The following is a 20349-nucleotide window of genomic DNA, read 5'->3' as shown; positions in this document are numbered from 1 at the left end:
GCTTCAATACGCGCAATTTCCGAACACCCCAAGGATTCACCCCATGGCCACCCCAACCAAGCAACAGAAACGCGCCAAGCGCGCCGCCAGCAAAGCCAAGCAGAACCGCATGGTGCGCAGCGGCCAGGCGGTCAAGGCCAGCGCCGGTGACAGCGCCAGCATCGAGCAGGTGTTCAACAAGGCCATGGAGACCGACAGCTACAAAGAGCTGTTCGCGAAGATGAAAGCCGCTCAGGAAACCAGCCTGGTGGCGATGATCTCGGTGTTCCTGGTCGACCCGCTGCTGGCCTTGGTACTCAAGGGCCACAAGGAAGAGCACGCCACCGACTACATCGTGCTGGTGTTCAACGCCTACCGCACCTGGCTCGACGGCGCCGATGAAGACACCACCATGGCCTGGCTGGAAAGCGATGAGTTCCAGGAAGCCTACATCGCCGCGTCCGAGCTGGTGGCCAAGCAGCAGCAACAGCAGAAGCAGTTTGGCTGATCGGGCCGGAACAGGTAATAAAAAAGGCCGCGTCCTGCACAGGACGCGGCCTTTTTCATTTCAGGCAGCGCGGATCAGTTGTCCAGCGCCACCTTTCCGGCAGCTTCACGCTTGCGATGCACCAGCAAGCCCGCCGCCACCACGCCAATGCTCAGCAGCGCAGTCGCGATGATCTCGGCACGGTGATCTTCACGCAGCGCCATCACCGCCAGCACGGCAACGATGAAGGCGATGGTCGCCCAGGTCAGGCCCGGGAACAGCCACATCTTGAAGGCGATCTTCTCGCCACGGGCTTCACGCTGGCTGCGCATGCGCAGCTGCGACACGGCAATCACCAGGTACACCAGCAGCGCGATGGCGCCGGAGCTGGCCAGCAGGAACTCGAACACCTGGGCCGGGGCCACGTAGTTGGCGAATACGCAGAGGAACGCAGCAGCGGTCGACAGCAGCACGGCCACATGCGGGGTAGCCGCCTTGGTGGTGCGCTGGGCGATGGCCGGGGCGTCGCCACGCTTGCTCAGCGAGAACAGCATGCGCGATGAGGTGTACAGCGCCGAGTTCAGGCAGCTGGTCACGGCCACCAACACGACGATGTCGACGATCAGCTTGGCATTCGGTACGCCGATCCGGCTGAGCACGGTCTGGTAGGAACCGACTTCGGCCAGCGCCGGATCGTTCCACGGCACCAGGGCCACGACCAGGAAGATCGACACCAGGTAGAACAGGCAGATACGCCAGATCACCGAGTTGGTGGCACGGCTGATCTGCTTGCCCGGGTCTTTCGATTCGGCAGCAGCGATGGTGACGATTTCGGTACCCATGAACGAGAACATGGTGGTCAGCATGGCCGCCAGCACCGCGCCCAGGCCGTTAGGCATGAACCCTTGGGTGTCGAACAGGTGCGAAGCGCCGCTCACCTGGCTGCTCGGCACGAAGCCGAACATGGCGATGCAGCCGACGACGATGAAGCCGATGATCGCCAGCACCTTGAGCAAAGCGAACCAGAACTCGAACTCACCGTAGTTCTTGACGCTGCACAGGTTGGTCAGGGTCAGCGCCAGGGTAATAAGGAGGGAGAAGGCCCACAGGTCCACGGACGGGAACCAGGCGTGGAGGATGGCCGCAGCGGCGTTGGCTTCCAGCGGAATCACCAGCACCCAGAACCACCAGTACAACCAGCCGATGGTAAAACCGGCCCAGCGGCCAATGGCGCGGTCGGCGTAGGTAGAGAACGAACCGGTGTCCGGCGAGGCGATCGCCATTTCGCCGAGCATGCGCATTACCAGTACGACCAAGGTACCCGCGGCGGCATAGGCCAGCAGCACGGCCGGGCCGGCAGCTGCGATGGCGTGGCCGGAACCCACGAACAGACCGGCGCCGATAACGCCAGCAATGGACAGCATGGTGACATGCCGTTGTTTGAGCCCCTGAGCGAGGTCATTGGAATTGTTACCGCTCATTAAAACTACCTTTGTAAGGAGTGGACCACTCCGACTGCGGGAACAGAGCGCACCTGGGGTTGACCTAGGCGTCGCTGCAATCGGCGCATTCCTACTGGCAATAACCGCGCCATGTGCTGAATGCATTCGTCAGATCGATATCGGGGGCCGTATACGGCGCGGGTTGCAGGGCATTCGGCCACCCCTTGACCGAAAGGTCGCCAAATCCCCCTACCAACTCCGGATTACTGAAATACCCACTTACAAACGCACCAAAGGTGCTCCCCGGTAACACCTTTGCACCAGCGCAAAGCACATAAGTGCAACCCAAAGGTACAACCTTCCACCCCCGGATCAACTGGCGAAGTGGCACCCGCAGCCGCGGAGCAGACCCGCGAATGGTCTAAAACCGCTTCCCAGTGCCGGCCAAAACTGGCACCATCGCGCCTTTTTTCATCAAGGCTATGGAGCTGGGCGAGACCCTTTGCGGACATCTGCGCGACGTTGCACTGCAACGATGCGACAAACTGCCCCGGCAACGCCTTGAGCCCCCTGCGACCCTGTTGGCCGTCATATTGCCGCTATGCTAGCGTGGCGCTCGCCAGGAAGGCCGCCAACAGCTGGGAACGCACCCGATCACATGAGGACCGCACATGGCCCAGGCCACGCCCGCGCTGGAAATCCGCAATCTGCACAAACGCTACGGCGAGCAGGAAATTCTCAAGGGCATTTCGCTGACCGCGCGCGACGGTGACGTGATCTCCATCCTGGGGTCGTCCGGCTCCGGCAAGTCCACCCTGCTGCGCTGCATCAACCTGCTGGAAAACCCCCACCAGGGCGAAATCCTCGTTGCCGGCGAAAGCCTCAAGCTCAAGGCCGCCAAGAACGGCGACCTGATCGCCGCCGACAACCGCCAGATCAACCGCCTGCGCAGCGAGATCGGCTTCGTCTTCCAGAACTTCAACCTGTGGCCGCACATGTCGATCCTCGACAACATCATCGAGGCGCCACGCCGCGTGCTCGGCCAGAGCAAGGCCGAGGCCATCGAAGCCGCCGAAGCGCTGCTGAACAAGGTCGGCATCTACGGCAAGCGCCACAGCTACCCCGCCCAGCTTTCCGGTGGCCAGCAACAGCGCGCTGCCATCGCCCGCACCCTGGCCATGAAGCCCAAGGTCATCCTGTTCGACGAGCCGACCTCGGCGCTCGATCCGGAAATGGTCCAGGAAGTGCTTAACGTTATCCGCGCACTGGCCGAAGAAGGCCGTACCATGCTGCTGGTGACGCACGAGATGAACTTTGCCCGCCAGGTGTCCAGTGAAGTGGTCTTCCTGCACCAGGGCCTGGTTGAAGAGCAAGGATCGCCGCAGCAGGTCTTCGAGAACCCGAATTCGGCGCGTTGCAAGCAATTCATGTCCAGCCACCGCTAACGGAGCAATACATGCACACTTACAAGAAGTTCCTCCTGGCAGCCGCTGCCACCTTGGTGATGTCGGCAAACGCCATGGCCGCGGAAAAACTGCGCATGGGTATCGAAGCCGCCTACCCACCGTTCAACAACAAGGATGCCAGCGGTAACGTCGTCGGCTTCGACAAGGACATCGGCGACGCCCTGTGCGCCAAGATGAAGGTCGAGTGCTCGGTGGTCACCTCCGACTGGGACGGCATCATCCCGGCCCTGAACGCCAAGAAGTTCGACTTCCTGGTGTCGTCGCTGTCGATCACCGACGAGCGCAAGCAGGCCGTCGACTTCACCGACCCGTACTACTCCAACAAGCTGCAGTTCATCGCGCCGAAGAATGTCGACTTCAAGACCGACAAGGCTTCGCTCAAGGGCAAGGTGATCGGCACCCAGCGCGCCACCCTGGCGGGCACCTGGCTGGAAGACAACTACGGCAACGACGTAGAGATCAAACTGTACGACACCCAGGAAAACGCCTACCTGGACCTGGTGTCCGGCCGCATCGACGGCATCCTCGCCGACAAGTACGTGCAGTACGAGTGGCTGAAGAGCAAGGACGGCATGAACTTCGAGTTCAAGGGCGAGCCTGTGGTCGACAGCGACAAGATCGGCATCGCCGTGCGCAAGGGTGACCCGCTGCGCGAGAAGCTGAACGCCGCCCTGGCGGAAATCAAGGCTGACGGTACGTACAAGAAGATCAACGACAAGTACTTCCCGTTCAGCATCGAATGATCCGCCCCGACCTGCGCGCCCACGCGGCGCGCAAGTCCCTAGAATGACCTGCCCATGAATATCGACCTGCACGGATTCGGTCCGGCCATGATGGCCGGCACCCTGATGACCGTAAAACTGGCGCTCTGCGCCCTGCTGCTGGGGCTGGTCCTGGGCCTGCTCGGCGCCCTGGCCAAGACTTCCTCGATCAAGCCACTGCAATGGCTTGGCGGCTTCTACTCGACCCTGGTGCGCGGCGTGCCCGAGCTGCTCTGGGTCCTGCTTATCTACTTCGGCACCGTCGGCCTGATGAACAGCCTCGGCGAAGCCCTGAGCATGCCGGGCCTTGAGCTGAGCGCCTTTGCTGCGGGCGTTATCGCCCTGGGCCTGTGCTTCGGCGCCTATGCCACGGAAGTGTTCCGTGGTGCGATCCTGGCGATCCCCAAGGGCCACCGTGAGGCCGGCCTGGCACTGGGCCTGTCCAAGGGCCGCATCCTGTCGCGGATCATCCTGCCGCAGATGTGGCGCATCGCCCTGCCGGGCCTGGGCAACCTGTTCATGATCCTGATGAAGGACACCGCGCTGGTGTCGGTGATCGGCCTGGAAGAAATCATGCGCCACGCGCAGATCGGCGTGACCGTGACCAAGGAGCCGTTCACCTTCTACATGGTCGCCGCCTGCATCTACCTGAGCCTGACCATCATCGCCATGACCGGCATGCACTTCATGGAAAAACGCGCCGCTCGCGGCTTTGCGAGGGCCGAATAAATGAATTGGGAAGTCATCTTCAAGTGGCTGCCGCGCCTGGCCCAGGGTGCGACCCTGACCCTGGAGCTGGTGGCCATCGCCGTGGTTGCCGGGTTGATCCTGGCCATCCCGCTGGGCATTGCCCGCTCTTCGCGCCACTGGTACGTGCGCGCCGTGCCGTTCAGCTACATCTTCTTCTTCCGTGGCACGCCACTGCTGGTGCAGTTGTTCCTGGTCTACTACGGCCTGGCGCAGTTCGACGCGGTGCGCTCCAGCTCGTTGTGGCCCTACCTGCGCGATCCGTTCTGGTGCACGGTACTGACCATGACCCTGCACACCGCCGCCTACATCGCCGAGATCCTGCGCGGTGCGCTGCAGTCGATCCCCAAGGGGGAGATCGAAGCAGCACGGGCGCTGGGCATGTCGCGGGGCAAGACGCTGTTCTACATCATGCTGCCACGTGCCGCGCGCATCGGCCTGCCGGCCTACAGCAACGAAGTGATCCTGATGCTCAAGGCCAGCGCCCTGGCCAGTACCGTGACCCTGCTGGAGCTGACCGGCATGGCCCGTACCATCATTGCCCGGACCTACCTGCCGGTGGAGATCTTCTTCGCTGCCGGGGTGTTCTACCTGGTGATCTCGTTCGTGCTGGTGCAAGGCTTCAAGCTGCTGGAGCGCTGGTTGCGCGTGGACGCCTGCCAGGGCCGCTAGACCCCACTGCCGTCTTCGCGGGTAAACCCGCTCCCACAGGAATTCCACTGCCTCCTGGGCTGTGGTGAACGCTGTGGGAGCGGGTTTACCCGCGAATAGGCCCTGAAAACCACTACACATCTCAAGCCACACCCATGTCCACCTACCTCCACAGCCACCACCTGAGCGACCGCTTCCAGGCCCTCGACCAGTTCCTGACCGAGCATCAGCCGCTGTGGAAACCCCGGCCCTTCACCGTTCTGCGCCTGGGCTGGGAAACCGAACACCCCGACCTCGCTGCCCACCTGCGCCAATGCTCACTGGCTGATGCCGAAGACGACATCAACCCACACGGCCTGCCCGCCCCATTCCCGCAACTGGCCGCGCAAGCCGAGCAACTGTCAGCCCTGGGCGAGCTCCCCGACAATGGCCTGCCTGCCGCCGGCCACCGCCTGGACGTCAACGTCCCAGGCCGCAAATGGCAGCAGATCGAAGCCTTCAGCCGCCGCCTGGGCTTTCGCGAACACACGCACCACTGGCTCGACTGGTGCTCCGGCAAAGGCCACCTCGGCCGCCGCCTGCTGCAACCCGGCCAGCAACTGACCTGCCTGGAGTACAACCCTGAGCTGGTTGCCGCGGGCCAAGCCCTGAGCGATCACCATCACTTGCCTGCGACCCACGTCCACCAGGATGTGATGGCCGTCGACAGCACACAGCACCTGAACCACGAGAAAAGCGTGGTCGCCCTGCACGCCTGCGGCGAACTGCACGTGCACCTGCTGCGCCAGGCCAGCCAGCAAGGCTGCCGCCACCTGGCCGTGGCACCTTGCTGCTACAACCGCATCCCGGGCGAGCACTATCAGCCGTTATCCACAGCCGCACAGAACTCATCGCTGCACCTGAACATGATCGACCTGGGCCTGCCGCTGAACGAAGCCGTCACCGCCAGCGCCCGCGTTCGCCATCAACGCGATTGCTCCATGGCGCGGCGCCTGGGCTTCGACCTGCTGCAGCGCGAACAGCGCCAGTGCGATGAATACCTGTCCACCCCTTCCCTGCCGATTGCCTGGCTGGACAAGCCTTTCGAGCAGTACTGCCGTGAGCTGGCCGACCTGCGCAAGGTCGAGCTGAGTGGCAACCCGGACTGGACCGCGCTGGAGGCCGCCGGCTGGCGGCGCCTGGCCGAGGTGCGCAACCTCGAGCGCCTGCGCAACCTGTTCCGCCGCCCGCTGGAGCTGTGGCTGGTGCTCGACCGTGCCCTGTTCCTCGAAGAACAGGGCTACGCCGTGCGCCTGGGCACTTTCTGCGACTACCCGCTCACGCCACGCAACCTGCTGCTACTGGCCGAACGTGACCGTTAGCCGCAGTACAACCTGTGGATAACTCTGTGAACAAGCTTGTGATGAATGGATGGAGCCAAGCGCTATTTCAAGCGCCTGGCTTATTCCGGCATACGCCTCAAGCCCAGTAAAAACAGGTGTTTGCGCAAAGACCGGCGGTATGGAGAAGCGGCATGCCTTTCGCGCAAGGCGGCAATGCCTCTTGTGCATAAGCTCTCGTTGTGCATGCTGCGCACTGCTTTTTTGTGGGAGCGGCCTTGTGTCGCGAAAGGGCCGCAAAGCGGCCCCAGGATGTCAGCGGCAACACAGATCAATGCACCTTGTTCCTGGCAATCTCGATATCGTTCATCAGCGCCTTGGCCAACGCCAACAGATAATCGGCAGCGCCCAGCAACTTGTGGTCATCCTCCATATCCCCCTCGCGCACAAGGTGCTTGATATAGCCGAGCAGCACCGACACATGCTCGTAGGCATGGTCGATCGGGATACCCGGCTGCACGCGTAGCAGGTCCACTGTCGGGTTTCCGGCTTCCAGGAAGGTTTCCACACCTGCCGTGACGATGGTTTTAGCGGCATCACTCATGCGCCGGCCTCTCTTCATCGCTGAGGCTCGCCAACGCGTGCTGGAACAGGATCAATGCCGATTCGGCTGCAAAGGCGGCGTTGGCCAGCGTGTTCAAGCCAGGCTCGCCGGCATGGAGGCGGCAGTGTTCATCGATGGTTTCGGCGACACCGCGGATGAGCTCGGCGCCATGGATGATGGCATCTTCGGGGGAAATGTCGCTGTGGACGGAGAAATAGGGGGTTTGGATTAAACAGCGGGGTGGATCCGGAACGATCTTTTTCATGGCAAAACTCCTTATTCCAAAGAAAGGAGCCGCCATCCGAATCTTTCTCACGGATTAGGGTGGCAGCCGTACGCGGGGTGAGAAACCGAGGGAATAAGGAAGCTCGGCCAGACCGAAGTCTGCCCGCGTATGGCCGCCATGAAAGGCTACCGATTATTCGCCTCGGGTTCTCACACCCGGTCGCCGAAACGACCGGGAAACGTTATCCCCAAGGCGCTTGTCAGCCAACAGCGATAGTTCAGTAGCGCGCGCAGGATAATTCCCAAATCCCCCAATCCTGAAGCATTTGGTCTCAAGTTCAGAAATCCCTCACAAAATCACCAAGATCCCTGTGGGAGCGGGTTCACCCGCGAAGAGGCCCGACGGTGTATCATCCGCCCCCCAAATCATTAAAAAGCTACGTCGCACGCTGCTCGCCAGCCCTGCGACCGTCTGGCATTGCGCCAGAACCGACAATGGACTAACGGACTAAACCCTCGTGACCCAAGCCAAACCCCTTGCCCTGCTGGCCTTCACGCTGACCCTTGGCGCTTGCACCAACAGCCCTGCCCCGCAACCTGCCAGCAACCTGGACTGGAATACCCCAGGCATGCAGCTGGGCGGCGACAACGGCCTGCCCTTGCGCGTCGAAAGCCCCTGCCGCAAGCGTGGCTGCGACAACGACAAGCTGTTTTTCAACCCCGGCAAGAGCGAGCCGAGCGTCAACACCATCCACCGCGGCTGGTAAGAAAATATCCTTTTGGGCCGGTGACTTAGGCTATTTGCACGCTTTCGCAAGGAAGTGGTTTACAGGCGCCAACCGATCGTTATAATGACGCCCCATTGCCGGTATAGCTCAGATGGTAGAGCAACTGACTTGTAATCAGTAGGTCCCGGGTTCGATTCCTGGTGCCGGCACCATTCAAGGTTCCATAGAAAGCTTTCAAAATCTCTGGAACCCCCGAAAAACCCGCCTTCTGGCGGGTTTTTTCGTTTTGGCGTTCCGTCGGATTCCGAGGGTAGCCAGCGCTAATAAGGGTAGTTTTAAGGATAGAGGTCCGTTTCGATATCGGAGACTACCCTTATGGCCCGCACCACTGCCCCGCTTACAGACACCGCCTGTCGCACGGCAAAGTCCAGAGAGCGCGAGTACAAGCTCTTCGACGGCGACGGTCTTTACCTGCTTGTGCAACCCAACGGCCGCAAAGGCTGGCGGCTCAGGTACGTGAAACCCGATGGCCGCGAAGGCCTGACCGCTCTCGGCAGTTATCCGGTAGTCGGGCTGGGCGACGCACGCCGCAAGCGCTTCGAGATCAAGCAGCAGCTCGCCAACGGCATAGACCCTATCCAGTACAAGCAACAAACCAAGACTCAGGCCGTGATCAACGGTCGGACCTTCGAAAGCGTTGCGCTCGACTGGCACGCCAGCATGGTGCCCAAGTGGGCGCCCGGCCACGCCAAGACTGTACTCAGCCGGTTGAAGACTCACGTCTTCCCCATTCTCGGCGCCAGGGCAATCGTCGACCTCGACACCCACGACCTCATGCAGCCACTGGAAGCCGTGACGAAGCGCGGCACCATCGACGTGGCGCTCAGGATCAAGAACTACCTGCAAAGCATCATGCGCGAGGCCAAACGGCTGCGGCTGATCACGGCGAACCCGGCCCACGACCTCGATGGCTCGATCAAGACACCACGGGTAACTCACCGACCCGCACTACCCCTATCGCGACTCCCAGAGCTATTGGCATGCATCGAGGACTACAGAGGTCGCCCGCTCACGCGCCTCACGGTGATGCTATCGCTGCACGTGTTCGTACGCTCCAGTGAACTGCGCTTCGCCCGCTGGAACGAGTTCGACCTCAAGCGGGGAATCTGGGAAATCCCCGACACCCGGCCGGCACTGGACGGCGTGCCGTTTTCCACAAGGGGTACGAAGATGGCCGGGGACATTCACGTTGTACCCTTATCGCCGCAGGCAGTGGGCTTGCTTGAGCAGATTCACGCTATCACCGGCAAATTCGACCTGGTGTTCGCGGGAGACGCTAAACCGTGGAAACCAATGTCCGAGAACACGGTGAACGCGGCGCTCAGAACGATGGGCTACGACACTAAGGTGGATATCTGCGGCCACGGGTTCCGAGCCATGGCGTGCAGTGCACTGGTCGAGTCCGGTCTGTGGTCAGAGATAGCGATCGAGCGCCAGATGAGCCACAAAGAACGCAACAACGTGCGGGCCGCTTATACCCACAAGGCCGAGTTCCTCGAAGAACGCCGAATGATCATGACCTGGTGGAGCCGGTTTCTGGAAGCGAACCGCGAGGACCATGTGACCCCGCACGAGTTTGCCAAGCAGACGGGCGAGAACGTCACACGGCTTCGCAGTGCCAAGAGGACCGAGTAACCCGCCGCACCACCACCTCAACTCGCTGTGAAGTTACCCACAGCACCGCATGAAGCTCCTCCGCGCGGGTCCTTTCAAACGGGGCTGCAAAGCCGCCCCGTTTGAAAGGATCATTCCTAAGAAAAAAACCGCTGGCACAGAGTGCGTCTGTGGAAAACCACTGATGTCCACCGGTGGATAGTTTTATCCACAGGCGCTAAATCCCAGAAATCGCTTTGCTTGACGAATATTGTCCACAGGCGTAGACCGGGAGTTGCAAGCGCTGTCGATGACAGCACCCCAGGTGCCCCGAACCTTAAAGGTCACGCCGCTCCCGCGGTGGTTCTCCCCAAGGGCGATTCGCATCCGGCAGCTCGCCCGGTCACTACCCATGTGATGGATGCTCTTACACCTATAGCGCTCGTGCGCCAGACACACCGTACCTCGCTGCCCTGCAGCAACCTACCCGCTTGGCCGAATCCTGCGCCAACCTGTGCCCGTCTCTTTCTCTGGAAAGAGACGGGCACTTCTACCACTGCTGCAGCCCTGATCGCACATGGCTTTGCGGCAATTCCCCTCGTGACAATCGGCGTGACAAACGCCGATGTCACCAGCAACAGCGCTGTGGATGATGGTGCCGCAGACCAAGGAATGGACTGCACCTGACTGACAGTCAGGCATGCCCCGGTCACCGCATTGCTGCGTTCACCCGGCTCAGGATCTTCAGGTGCTGGTTTCGTCAGCCAGCACTGCCTCCACCCGCCCACCGGCAACGGTGTTAAGGAGGCCAGATCATGAGATGCCCTAGCTCCCGGACGTAAGGAGCCGCCAGTCCCGCGTTAGAGGACATCCCCACAGGTCGCAGGGGCCTTGATCCCTGATAACACTCAGCATTCTTGGCGGGATGACGTGGGGCGAGGACTGGAGAGCAGAAGATGAGGTGACCGATATGGCATTGGTGGGTAGACGCGATGGCCGCAATTTCGGCTACGGCAGGCAACTGAGGTATGCAGGGCCGCAGGCGTTGAAGGACATGTTCGGCAGCGGCCACTACGGCACGGTGAAGGCACACTGTGATCGGTGGCAGGCATTCGTGAAGTGGTGCCGCTCAGAACAGGGGCCGGGTATCAATGATGCGCGGCAGATTTATCGGAAGGTACTGGCGGACTATGCGGCGTATCTGCGCGACGTGGTTAGGCGCGGCGACCTTGCTGTCAGTACCGCACAAAACCGCCTATCCAGCGTTAACAGGACCATGGCGGCGCTGCGCGGTGACCAGCATGTGAAACTGCCAAGTCCGAGCAAGGCGTTGGGTATGCAGCGCACCGGGGTTCGCCAGTCTGTGCCACAGGGCCAGGACCGCGAACAGGTGAAGCAGATCGTCGATGCGCTTTGCAGCCAAAATCTGCTCCGGGCCGCCGCGATCGTTCTGTTGGCGCGAGCAATCGGCATGCGCTTGCGTGAAGCCATCTTGGCTGACCTGCCACGGCTAAGTCGTGAGGCTGAAGCCTTCGACAAGATCAATATCCAAGACGGCACCAAAGGCGGCCGCGCCGGCGCCTCAGCGCCACGCTGGATTGCGGTGAGCGACAGTGTTCGAGGTGCCCTTGAGTTTGCACGGCAAGTGTCGCCTGTGGGCAGCCGCAACCTGATCGCGCCACACGAAAGCTATCTGAGTCTGCTGCAAAAAATCATCCGCCCTGCACGGGACATCCTACATTCACACAACCTCAAAGGCTTCCATGAGCTACGAGCGGCTTACGCATGTGAGCGCTATGAGCAAATCACCCAACACCGAGCACCCATCAAGGGCGGTCAATGCTACGGGTTAGATCAGCGCCTTGATCGTGAGGCCCGGAGTCAAATCAGTTACGAGCTTGGGCACGGTCGGATCGACGTGGTCGCGGCATACATTGGTGGGCGGGCATGAGTAAGCCATTCGATATGGAGGTGTTCTTGGCTGGGGTGCTGACTGGCTCGCATGTGACTCGGCAACGCCATGTGCGACAGGCGAAAATAATCCAGGCTGAAATTGCAAAGCGGTGGCAGCGACAGACGCCTTGGACTTGGCAGAGAAAGCACGTCGCTTGGTTTCTCGAAAATCGTATGAGCCATCGCAGTGAGGCGACACGATACTACTACGTGCTTACGGTTCGGATGCTAACGCTACGCTTGGCAAGATCGTGGACCTTCATCTGAGTGGACTAGGCCTTGGTTGCCCCGCACCGACCGACCAACCAATAGCAGCATGTCCTGTCCAGTCTCGGGTTCCAAGTGGCCGGCCCGTGGAGTGACTTGATATCAAAATGATGCTAGCGTTTGGATTCAAAACATGCAGAGGTCAAAATGGGACGTTCGGCCGACTACACAATCCAAGGATTCTTGTATCAATTTAATCAGACCCTCGCTGAACTACTCAAGGCGGCGGACGACGCTGAAATCACCATCGAAGGAATTGTTGAAGACATTGAGGTCGCAACATTCTCCGGAACTAAGGCGATTCAGTGTAAGTATCACGAAACAAAGGACAAATATACGCCGAGCATCCTATATGATCCTTTGCTTCAGATGATGAAGCATTTCAAGTCCAATCCGATGGCGAAAATTAGCTATCATCTTTACGCACACTTCCCGAACGCTCCAGAAGTTGTCATTTCCGCTACAGATCTAAATAGCGCTCTCAACTCAAAAAACAAAGATCTACAAGCCCTAATTGCGGAAGCTTGTGGCGTTAACGTCAATGGATTCTTGAAGGTATTTTCCATTACGATAACACCAAAATATGACGACCTAATGGAGGAAAATACAAAGCTACTTGAAAATCTAGGCTTCAACAAAAGCGAAGTAGAAACGCTATTTTACCCAAATGCAATTCAAATTATTGCCGACCTTAGTATTAAGCACGATGAGAAACTGAGAAAAATCACGAAGAAGGATTTCTTGGATGTACTACGACGGATCAGACATACGGCGATTTCTCAGTGGACACTTGCTTTAAAAACACGACAGAAGGTTGTGGAGTCACGACGCAAGCAGCTTAGAGAAAATCTTAGTGCAAATGTCCGCCTGAGATTCTTAGTGATTTTCCCCGAATTCCTAGAACGATTTGACGACGAAATCGTTCTATTTATTAAGTCATTTATTGATAAATACCATTACAAACAAGCACATACACACACCCCGTTATTTGCACTGGATGTTTCTCAAGATTCATTCGATGAAATTGCGGAGCGATTAATCGGAAAAGATGTGATCCCAAACCTCGGAAGACCAGTTAAAGCTTTTTCCGAAGTCAGTTTTTTCCGTGAACCGATGGTTTCCAAGGATAAAAAAGAGTTCAGCTTGAGGCTCATTCGCTGGGATGACTACAAAAATCTTCAGCTTAAAAACAAGGCAGATGATTTTTTTGTGATTGGAGCTGGAGACATCGCAACCCTGGATCTCAAGGATATAAATCTTGAAACCCTAGGTGCCGAGAATTTTGATGAAATCAAATATATGCTGGGGGTGAGCAATGCCTATTAAGATTGGATCTGTACTGTCGTGTGCGCCAGAAGCGGTCATCGTCGCGGTAGATAGTCTTGAAGCGTTCGAAAAAAACAAGGAACGACTTCAGGTTGGGCGCTTTCTTAAGATTGCACAAGGCAACCATGATTTTACCATCGCTACCATCCGAAATATAAAAGGCACAAACACCACTACGCTAGACGGAAAGACGATCTGGAGCTTTCAAATTGAATGCCAAGCGATTGGAACATTGGTGGAGGATAGAGTATTTGACCGTGGAAGTCTTCTTCTGCCAGTTCCGACTGAACATGCATTTATTGCTGAGAATGATACCTTAGACAAGATATTTTCGGTAGATAGCGACCACGATTTCCCTCTAGGTAAACTCTCAATGAACAAAGCCATTGATCTTGTGATCAACGGTAATAGATTCTTTAGTAAGCATATTGCTGTGGTGGGCTCCACCGGCTCTGGGAAATCATGCACAGTTGCAAGCGTGCTACAAGGTATTGTTGGAATATCTAAGCATAAAAACAGCAACAAGGGAAAGCAGAACAACTCGCATGTGGTTATATTCGACATTCACGATGAATATACGGCTGCATTCACCTTAGATAAGGAAGAGTCATTCACGCTGAGCAGGCTAGACATTGACTCACTGCAACTCCCTTACTGGCTGATGAACTCAGAAGAACTTGAAAGCATGTTCATCGAGAGCAACGAATCAAACTCTCACAACCAGGTTAGCCAGTTCAAAAATGCAGTTGTTTTGAATAAAGAATTTCACAACCCAGGCGTACCCGAAGTAACCTATGACACCCCAGTTTACTTCTCAATCAAAGAAGTTTACAACTTCATTGAAAACCTTAATCGCGAGGTCATTGGACGACTACCTGGAGAAGATAAGCCTAAGCTAGCGAATGGCAATTTAGTGGTTGATCGGGGCATTTACTTTGAAAAAATCCACGACTTTGTTGCCAGTTCGACTGCGGCAGCAACCAAAGCTACCAATGGGCCATTTAATGGGGAATTCAACAGGTTCGTTTCGCGACTGGAGGGAAAACTGTCCGATAAACGCCTTCGCTTCCTTTTAAACTCGAAAAAGTCTGACGGACAAGCGCATGTTACTGAAGACTTTGAATCGCTAATGAAGCAATTCATCGGTTACCTTCACAAGGCGAACGTTACTATTGTTGACTTGAGCGGAGTTCCGTTTGAAGTTCTTAGCGTTACCGTTAGCCTAATCTCGCGTCTAATCTTTGACTTTTCCTTCCATTATTCTAAATTGCAGCACGCCGAAGGCAAGCTTAATGACATCCCAGTCATGCTCGTGTGCGAAGAGGCGCACAACTATGTTCCGCGAGATGGTCATGCGGCCTATCGCGCTTCCCGAAAGTCGATAGAACGCATAGCGAAGGAAGGACGAAAATATGGCTTAAGCCTAATGGTAGTGAGCCAACGCCCTTCTGAAGTATCGGAAACAATATTCGCGCAATGTAACAACTTCATTTCCTTGCGACTGACGAATGATGCGGATCAGACTTACGTGCGACGGCTTTTTCCAGATAACGCCAATGCTATCACAGAAATACTGCCTAATCTCGCTCCTGGCGAGTGCGTAGTAGTTGGTGACGCCGTGTTGTTGCCAGCGGTGATAAAGATGCCACTACCAGTTCCAGAGCCACATTCTCAAAGCGTCAAGGTTCATAGTGAATGGAAAACGCCATGGCGCGATGTTGTCTTCGCCCAGGTCATTGAGCGCTGGAGAAAGTAAAAAGCTCGGGGCAAACTCGATATATAAATCCACGCCTATACTATCGAGGTATTCTGTGTTTGCCTGACTCGTTTTCTGGAGCCAGGCAAATCAAAGACTTTATTTTGTTTACGACGAAGTACGATCTTGCTACCGCAAGGCGCGCTGACCAACAATAAAAGCAAACAACGCAACAGAAAAGCACTCCCCTTACATATCTTAGAGTGCTCATGCATTTGCGGCTTAGTACTATAAAATGATTAAGGGAGGGGGGGAGCGGTGACAGTCGGCACCCAGAATACATCATTCAGCTCCTTTGAATGGTGGCCCCTCCAGACAACGCGTTATAGCCATCAAGGGAGCAACCTGAAATGTCAGTACTGGAGAAAAAATTTCGCTTCGAGGTTAAGGAAGACACAGTAACCCGAGAAGAGTTAATGCGTAAGGCGTCTCAACCACTGGCAAAACTTATCAAGGATAAGAGTTTAATTATTCTACCTTCCCACGGAACAGCAGATGAATTTTACACCGGCACATTAGATACGTTGGACTATTTCAACGACAACGAAGTAGACGTTGAAATCTACGCGACAGATGAGGAATACAAAGAGTTAAGCCTGCACGGGGCAGATTTTTGGCTAGGAACTTTTTTTGTCTCAAGCCTCATTCTTCCGCTTCTAACAAATCTTATGTCTTCTTATATTTACGATAAGCTCAAAGCCGATAAATCTGACGGAATATCTGTCAAGCTTATTATCGAAAAGAAAAGCGGCTCGACAGTTTCCATTAGCTATGACGGTAGCGTTGAAAAATTAGACAAGGTGTTTGGTGCCATCAAGGATTTAGAAAATGAAGTTTGAATTGACGAAATTTGAACACACAAAAAACCCAGATATTCAATGGGCCTTGAGTGAGCTAGAAAGAATAAAAGAGCAAGCCGCTATTGCAGAAGACGAAAATCTTGCAAACAATTGCTGGAGAGAGTCAGAAGCGCTTCAGCTTACACTGACCTATATAAAGGCATTTCATAAATTAAAGAACGCGGATTACAGAGAGGCGTGGTACGACTTAGAACAATGCGAAATAAAGTGTAAAATCATCGCACGAAACTCGAGCGAAGAATTTTGCCTAGCAAAAAATATTCATTTTATAAGCCAGCAGGTTTCAAACTTACAGTCACTGTACCCTTATTGTGTATTCTCAAGCCCAGGAATGGTTGTTGGCTACTATTCGTGCGGTATTTGCGACCATAAAATACGGCCTCGATCCAGATGCGCTCACAAAAAAGGGAAAATATACAACGGAAAATTATGCGTTCATATCGCACACGACATAGTGCTTAAAGAAATATCTATCGTATCCAAGCCGGTACAAAAATACTCAGTCGTCCATAATGATGAGACATTGGATTTTTCGGCACTTCAATATCTGATGCCTGCCTTGGAAGAGGCTTTTGATGAGTGGGCCTTTATCAAAAAGACAAAGAGCTTTCCAATCGATATGTTTTCTCGTGTTGATCTTGACTCTGAATGCCCTTGCAAAAGTGGCGAAATATTTAGGCAGTGCTGCTCAAACAAAGCAGATGTAACAATACCTCACTTAGAATTTTTATTACCCCGGCCCGTTCCAAACCTACCAAAAATTAGGTTTCCTTATTGATTATAAATCTAGATCTGCGACATTCAGATCTAAGCCTTCCTTAGACAGATGTGACTGATTCATCACCTGGAAAACTGGACACCTGCTCTGATATAATTCAGGCAATACGCCCTTGACAAAAATATAATATACAGTGAGAGCCCTATGCCTGAATCATGCTACATGTGCGATAAGCCGGGAGTTACGGTAGAGCACGTTCCTCCAAAATGTCTGTTTCCTGAACAAAAGGATGCAGGTATAAATCTAAGGTCAAACTTAATAACAGTACCTTCTTGCGAGGAGCACAACTGTAAAAAATCTGATGACGATGAATTCTTGATGGTAAGCATTGCTGGGATTATAGGAAACAACTCCATTGGATATGAACATTACAATGGAAAAATCCAACGAGCTCTCAAGCGCACATCTTACAGGTTATTAGAAAAAGTTTTCCTTAAAAAACAGTTTACTCGGATCGGCGACGAAAACAAATTTATCGACGTACTTTGGGGCACTCCAGATTACAAGCGCCTGATTGACTGCTTTACACATATCGCTCACGGAATACACAGGCATCACTTTAAAGTAAACTTTGAGGGCACTACAAAGGCATTATTAGGATTTCTTCACACGAATGTGCCCAACCCTAAAGTCTTCAAAGCATTTATCAAAGAAAAAGCGGCTCTGGAGCTTGCTGACAAGACTAAGCACGGTGACAATCCATCCGTTTTTTATTACCAATATACCGAACCAGACCAATTCGGTATTTTTCTGGTAAAGCTGTGCTTTTATCAGAACGTTGATGTGTACATCTCTTATATGCCGTCCACAGCAGAAAAGCCGTTTGACTTAGGATTTGAGCTAATACGTTCTGGGATGGAGACCGTCGTAACTTTAGGCGATAAGGAATTCAGGTTTAACTCAAAATCCGATTCAAAAAACCCATAATGCGAGAAAGGAATGCTCAAATTTCTTTGAGGGATATCATCCTTCCTCAGGTTATTGAATACCCGACGAATGCGAAAGGATAGTTTTAGAGATAGAAAAAATCTACTTAGATAAATTTAGTCAACACAATCATTATCTTATGTTTTTTTTCGACTCCTGGTGCCGCACCATACGCAGTACTCAAAAGGCTCACCGAAAGGTGGGCCTTTTTGTTTTCGGTGCCTGGGTCCTGCCGGATCAATTGCCTTGAAGCCAACGCGATCGGTGTAGGAGCTGGCTTGCCTGCGATGGGCCGCGCAGCGGCCCCAGCAATGCCAAGTAAAATCTCTGATCCACAGCACAGCTCAAAGGGCAGCAGCGCCGTCCAAGAGAATCGCTTTGACTTGCCACGAAGGTACGGCTAGATTTATCGTAAATTTTAGATATTTCTCATGAGGCCAGCCCATGGCGCTTCGTTTCCACAAAAGCCCCTTCCACGCCACCCATGATGCCGACACCGCCAGCAAAATGGCCTTGAAGATGGACCTGTCCATCTTCATCACCGACTGCATCAAAAAAATGGGCCTCAAGCAGCATGATGCGGCGGTCAGGCTGAACGTGACCCAATCCCGCATTTCCGAGCTGGCAAATGGCAAGATCGAGAAATTCACGCTCGATGCCATGATGGACATGCTCGACAAGCTCGGCTTTCGCACCAGCCTTACCCTGCCCTCGAACGATGCCGGCTCCCCTCCGCAGATCGTCATCTCTCAAACGCCTGGCAACTAGACCCGATACCCCATCTTGCGAAGCTCGTGCTTGAACTCCTTCATCCGGTCTTCAGCAACTTGCATCGCATGCCGGTCGGACCTGTTGGTCGTTTTCACAAACGAATGCAGCACTACGACCATGTCCGCAAATTTGGCCACATACACGCAGCGAAATGCAGGGCTGCCGTTGATGATGAGCTCTATCGCACCCGCACCCACCGACTCCGTCAGCGATTTGATCGGCCGCTCGGGGTCCTGGCCATATTGAATACGGCGCAGGTCTTTGCCGAAGTCGTCCTGAACATCCTGCGGCAGAGCCTTGTACTCACGCTCAGCGGCTGCACTCACAAACGCAAACTTTCTCAACGGTCTACCCAAAAAGGAAAGGCTGTAATCGTGGACGGCAGAAATGCCGGAGAAGGAGGAATTTAGCGCAGTCGACTGCCGTGGACGGGGATAGAAATGTTTCGGGATATCAGCCTGAAATATGCTGTTTCTTACACATGCTTGGCTCGCATTGGCCTTGCTTGAGCAGATCCACGCGATCACCGGCAAGTTCGAGCTGGAGTTCTCGGGGGATGCCAAGCCGTGGAAACCGATTTCCGAGAACACGGTGAATGCCGCGCTCAGGACGATGGGCTACGACACCAAGGTGGATATCTGCGGCCACGGGTTCCGAGCTATGGCGTCCAGTGCGCTGGTCGAGTCCGGGCTGTGGTCGGAGACGGCAATCGAGCGGCAGATGAGTCACAAGGAACGCAACAACGTACGGGCCGCTTACACCCACAAGGCCGAGTTCCTTGAAAAGCGCCGGATGATCATGACCTGGTGGAGCCGGTTTCTGGAGGCGAACCGCGAGGACCATGTGACGCCGCACGAGTTTGCCAAGCAGACGGGCGAGAACGTCACGGGACAGGCCCAATGCAGCAGCGCTTGATCCCGATCAAGCCTGTCAGAGGTGGTGGGCATAAGCTGGGATCGAGCGGCTAACGCTGGAGGCATGACATGGCCAAGAAATTCCCCAACAACCCCCGCCATCCCGAACGCATCTGCTGGGGGTGTGACCTGTATTGTCCGGCCAAAGCCCTGGCCTGCGGCAATGGTGCGGATCGGACGATGCATCCGGTGGAGCTGTTTGGGGAGGATTGGGACAGCTTCGACAACTCGTTGAGCAAGCCTTTGCAAAACGAGCAGCCACATCGTCACAGTTAAGCAGAGAGCTGGGGCCGCTTTGCGGCCCATCGACGCGGTTCGTCGCCACGGCAAGCGCGGCACCCACAGGATATGTGCATGCCTTGGAAGCATGCTTGCCGACGACGGACTGTACCGCGCGACGAGTGGCGGAGATCGAGAATCAGCAGGTTGGCATAATGGCATCGCAATCTACCCGCCCATCCTTTTATTCAATCCGCCGTTGTGAGCCCCTCTGCAATGAATGCCGAAATCCGTTACTCGATCATCCTGGAGCACAACGCTGAAGTGCTCCTTGCCAATGCCTCCATGGCGCAGGTCGAGGCATTCTGGGATGCCAACGACTCCCGTTACTTTGGCTTGCACATGGAAGACCCGTGCGGCTCGCATGTGCGCGTCATGGTCACCGATGAAATGCCAGAGGACGAATAGGCTTGCGTATGTCATGTGGGAGCGGCTTTAGCCGCGAAGCAGGCAACG

The 20349-nt window shown here is 55.4% G+C and carries 22 protein-coding genes, 1 tRNA gene and 1 pseudogene; 20 read left to right on the top strand and 4 right to left on the bottom strand.

All coding sequences use genetic code 11. From position 1 onward, the window contains the following. Positions 1 to 43: 43 nt before the first annotated feature. The gene (locus ACIPZ8_RS13555) at positions 44 to 487 is read left to right on the top strand and encodes a hypothetical protein (RefSeq protein WP_054886711.1); all 444 of its coding nucleotides are present in this window, start codon (positions 44 to 46) and stop codon (positions 485 to 487) included. A 74-nt stretch (positions 488 to 561) separates the two neighbouring features. Here ACIPZ8_RS13555 and gabP read toward each other — a convergent pair whose 3' ends face one another. After that, the gene (gene gabP / locus ACIPZ8_RS13550; RefSeq protein WP_400723739.1) at positions 562 to 1947 is read right to left on the bottom strand and encodes a GABA permease; all 1386 of its coding nucleotides are present in this window, start codon (positions 1945 to 1947) and stop codon (positions 562 to 564) included. A gap of 632 nt (positions 1948 to 2579) precedes the next feature. On the opposite strand from gabP, the gene ACIPZ8_RS13545 reads away from it, so the two are divergent. From ACIPZ8_RS13545 to ACIPZ8_RS13525, 5 genes are all read left to right on the top strand, one after another. Continuing rightward, entirely contained in the window at positions 2580 to 3353 is a 774-nt protein-coding gene (locus tag ACIPZ8_RS13545) for an ABC transporter ATP-binding protein (RefSeq protein WP_400723736.1), read from the top strand. An 11-nt stretch (positions 3354 to 3364) separates the two neighbouring features. Further along, on the top strand, positions 3365 to 4117 hold the full coding sequence (locus ACIPZ8_RS13540; RefSeq protein ID WP_152956865.1) for an ABC transporter substrate-binding protein: 753 nt from the start codon (positions 3365 to 3367) through the stop codon (positions 4115 to 4117). Positions 4118 to 4171: 54 nt separating this feature from the next. Next, complete coding sequence (locus tag ACIPZ8_RS13535) at positions 4172 to 4864, top strand: ABC transporter permease (RefSeq protein ID WP_400723733.1); 693 nt, start codon at positions 4172 to 4174, stop codon at positions 4862 to 4864. Beyond that, positions 4865 to 5554: an ABC transporter permease gene (locus ACIPZ8_RS13530; protein ID WP_159412907.1), complete on the top strand. Its 690-nt coding sequence runs from the start codon at positions 4865 to 4867 to the stop codon at positions 5552 to 5554. A gap of 134 nt (positions 5555 to 5688) precedes the next feature. After that, complete coding sequence (locus ACIPZ8_RS13525; RefSeq protein WP_400723731.1) at positions 5689 to 6894, top strand: methyltransferase; 1206 nt, start codon at positions 5689 to 5691, stop codon at positions 6892 to 6894. Positions 6895 to 7183: 289 nt separating this feature from the next. Here the strand turns inward: ACIPZ8_RS13525 and ACIPZ8_RS13520 are convergent, their stop codons facing one another. After that, entirely contained in the window at positions 7184 to 7456 is a 273-nt protein-coding gene (locus ACIPZ8_RS13520) for a DUF3077 domain-containing protein (RefSeq protein ID WP_400723728.1), read from the bottom strand. Beyond that, positions 7449 to 7721, bottom strand: coding sequence for a hypothetical protein (locus ACIPZ8_RS13515; protein WP_400723725.1), 273 nt, complete (start codon positions 7719 to 7721; stop codon positions 7449 to 7451). Before ACIPZ8_RS13515 ends, ACIPZ8_RS13520 begins: the two co-directional genes overlap by 8 nt. 478 nt (positions 7722 to 8199) lie before the next feature. Between ACIPZ8_RS13515 and ACIPZ8_RS13510 the strand changes: the two genes are divergently transcribed. The 11 genes from ACIPZ8_RS13510 (at position 8200) to ACIPZ8_RS13460 (ending at position 18697) form a co-directional block, all read left to right on the top strand. Beyond that, positions 8200 to 8448, top strand: a complete 249-nt coding sequence (locus ACIPZ8_RS13510; protein ID WP_400723722.1) for a hypothetical protein — start codon at positions 8200 to 8202, stop codon at positions 8446 to 8448. 97 nt (positions 8449 to 8545) lie between these two features. Further along, a tRNA-Thr gene (locus tag ACIPZ8_RS13505) sits at positions 8546 to 8621 on the top strand. Positions 8622 to 8784: 163 nt separating this feature from the next. Continuing rightward, the gene (locus ACIPZ8_RS13500) at positions 8785 to 10104 is read left to right on the top strand and encodes a tyrosine-type recombinase/integrase (RefSeq protein WP_400723719.1); all 1320 of its coding nucleotides are present in this window, start codon (positions 8785 to 8787) and stop codon (positions 10102 to 10104) included. 928 nt (positions 10105 to 11032) lie between these two features. Next, positions 11033 to 12013, top strand: a complete 981-nt coding sequence (locus ACIPZ8_RS13495; RefSeq protein ID WP_400724095.1) for an integrase domain-containing protein — start codon at positions 11033 to 11035, stop codon at positions 12011 to 12013. Then, on the top strand, positions 12010 to 12282 hold the full coding sequence (locus ACIPZ8_RS13490) for a hypothetical protein (RefSeq protein WP_019437434.1): 273 nt from the start codon (positions 12010 to 12012) through the stop codon (positions 12280 to 12282). The genes ACIPZ8_RS13495 and ACIPZ8_RS13490 overlap by 4 nt, the downstream gene beginning before the upstream one ends. A gap of 147 nt (positions 12283 to 12429) precedes the next feature. After that, a complete protein-coding gene (locus ACIPZ8_RS13485) occupies positions 12430 to 13608 on the top strand; it encodes a hypothetical protein (RefSeq protein ID WP_400723716.1) in 1179 nt (392 codons plus the stop codon). Then, entirely contained in the window at positions 13598 to 15364 is a 1767-nt protein-coding gene (locus ACIPZ8_RS13480; RefSeq protein WP_019437436.1) for an ATP-binding protein, read from the top strand. Before ACIPZ8_RS13485 ends, ACIPZ8_RS13480 begins: the two co-directional genes overlap by 11 nt. Before the next feature lie 350 nt (positions 15365 to 15714). Then, on the top strand, positions 15715 to 16203 hold the full coding sequence (locus ACIPZ8_RS13475; RefSeq protein WP_400723713.1) for a hypothetical protein: 489 nt from the start codon (positions 15715 to 15717) through the stop codon (positions 16201 to 16203). Beyond that, positions 16193 to 17002 (top strand): hypothetical protein, encoded by an 810-nt coding sequence (locus ACIPZ8_RS13470; protein WP_400723710.1) that lies wholly within the window; start codon positions 16193 to 16195, stop codon positions 17000 to 17002. Before ACIPZ8_RS13475 ends, ACIPZ8_RS13470 begins: the two co-directional genes overlap by 11 nt. A gap of 144 nt (positions 17003 to 17146) precedes the next feature. Beyond that, complete coding sequence (locus ACIPZ8_RS13465; protein ID WP_400723707.1) at positions 17147 to 17929, top strand: hypothetical protein; 783 nt, start codon at positions 17147 to 17149, stop codon at positions 17927 to 17929. Between the two features lie 444 nt (positions 17930 to 18373). Next, positions 18374 to 18697 (top strand): helix-turn-helix domain-containing protein, encoded by a 324-nt coding sequence (locus ACIPZ8_RS13460; protein ID WP_400723704.1) that lies wholly within the window; start codon positions 18374 to 18376, stop codon positions 18695 to 18697. On the opposite strand, the gene ACIPZ8_RS13455 is transcribed toward ACIPZ8_RS13460, so the two are convergent. After that, positions 18694 to 19044, bottom strand: a complete 351-nt coding sequence (locus ACIPZ8_RS13455) for a type II toxin-antitoxin system RelE/ParE family toxin (protein ID WP_400723702.1) — start codon at positions 19042 to 19044, stop codon at positions 18694 to 18696. The two genes, ACIPZ8_RS13460 and ACIPZ8_RS13455, sit on opposite strands and share 4 nt — an antisense overlap. 148 nt (positions 19045 to 19192) lie before the next feature. Between ACIPZ8_RS13455 and ACIPZ8_RS13450 the strand changes: the two are divergent. The 3 genes and pseudogenes from ACIPZ8_RS13450 to ACIPZ8_RS13440 all read left to right on the top strand — a co-directional run. Beyond that, positions 19193 to 19615: pseudogene (locus tag ACIPZ8_RS13450) on the top strand (tyrosine-type recombinase/integrase); the annotation flags it as partial. A gap of 68 nt (positions 19616 to 19683) precedes the next feature. After that, positions 19684 to 19890 (top strand): DUF3079 domain-containing protein, encoded by a 207-nt coding sequence (locus ACIPZ8_RS13445; protein ID WP_400723699.1) that lies wholly within the window; start codon positions 19684 to 19686, stop codon positions 19888 to 19890. 219 nt (positions 19891 to 20109) lie between these two features. After that, the gene (locus ACIPZ8_RS13440; RefSeq protein ID WP_054885888.1) at positions 20110 to 20301 is read left to right on the top strand and encodes a hypothetical protein; all 192 of its coding nucleotides are present in this window, start codon (positions 20110 to 20112) and stop codon (positions 20299 to 20301) included. Positions 20302 to 20349 lie beyond the last annotated feature (48 nt).

It is taken from the genome of Pseudomonas sp. NPDC089422 (assembly GCF_044749405.1).
Classification (GTDB): Bacteria; Pseudomonadota; Gammaproteobacteria; order Pseudomonadales; family Pseudomonadaceae; genus Aquipseudomonas.
Note: the sequence above shows the minus strand (reverse complement) of the source record. Positions and strands in the feature narration are given on the sequence as shown.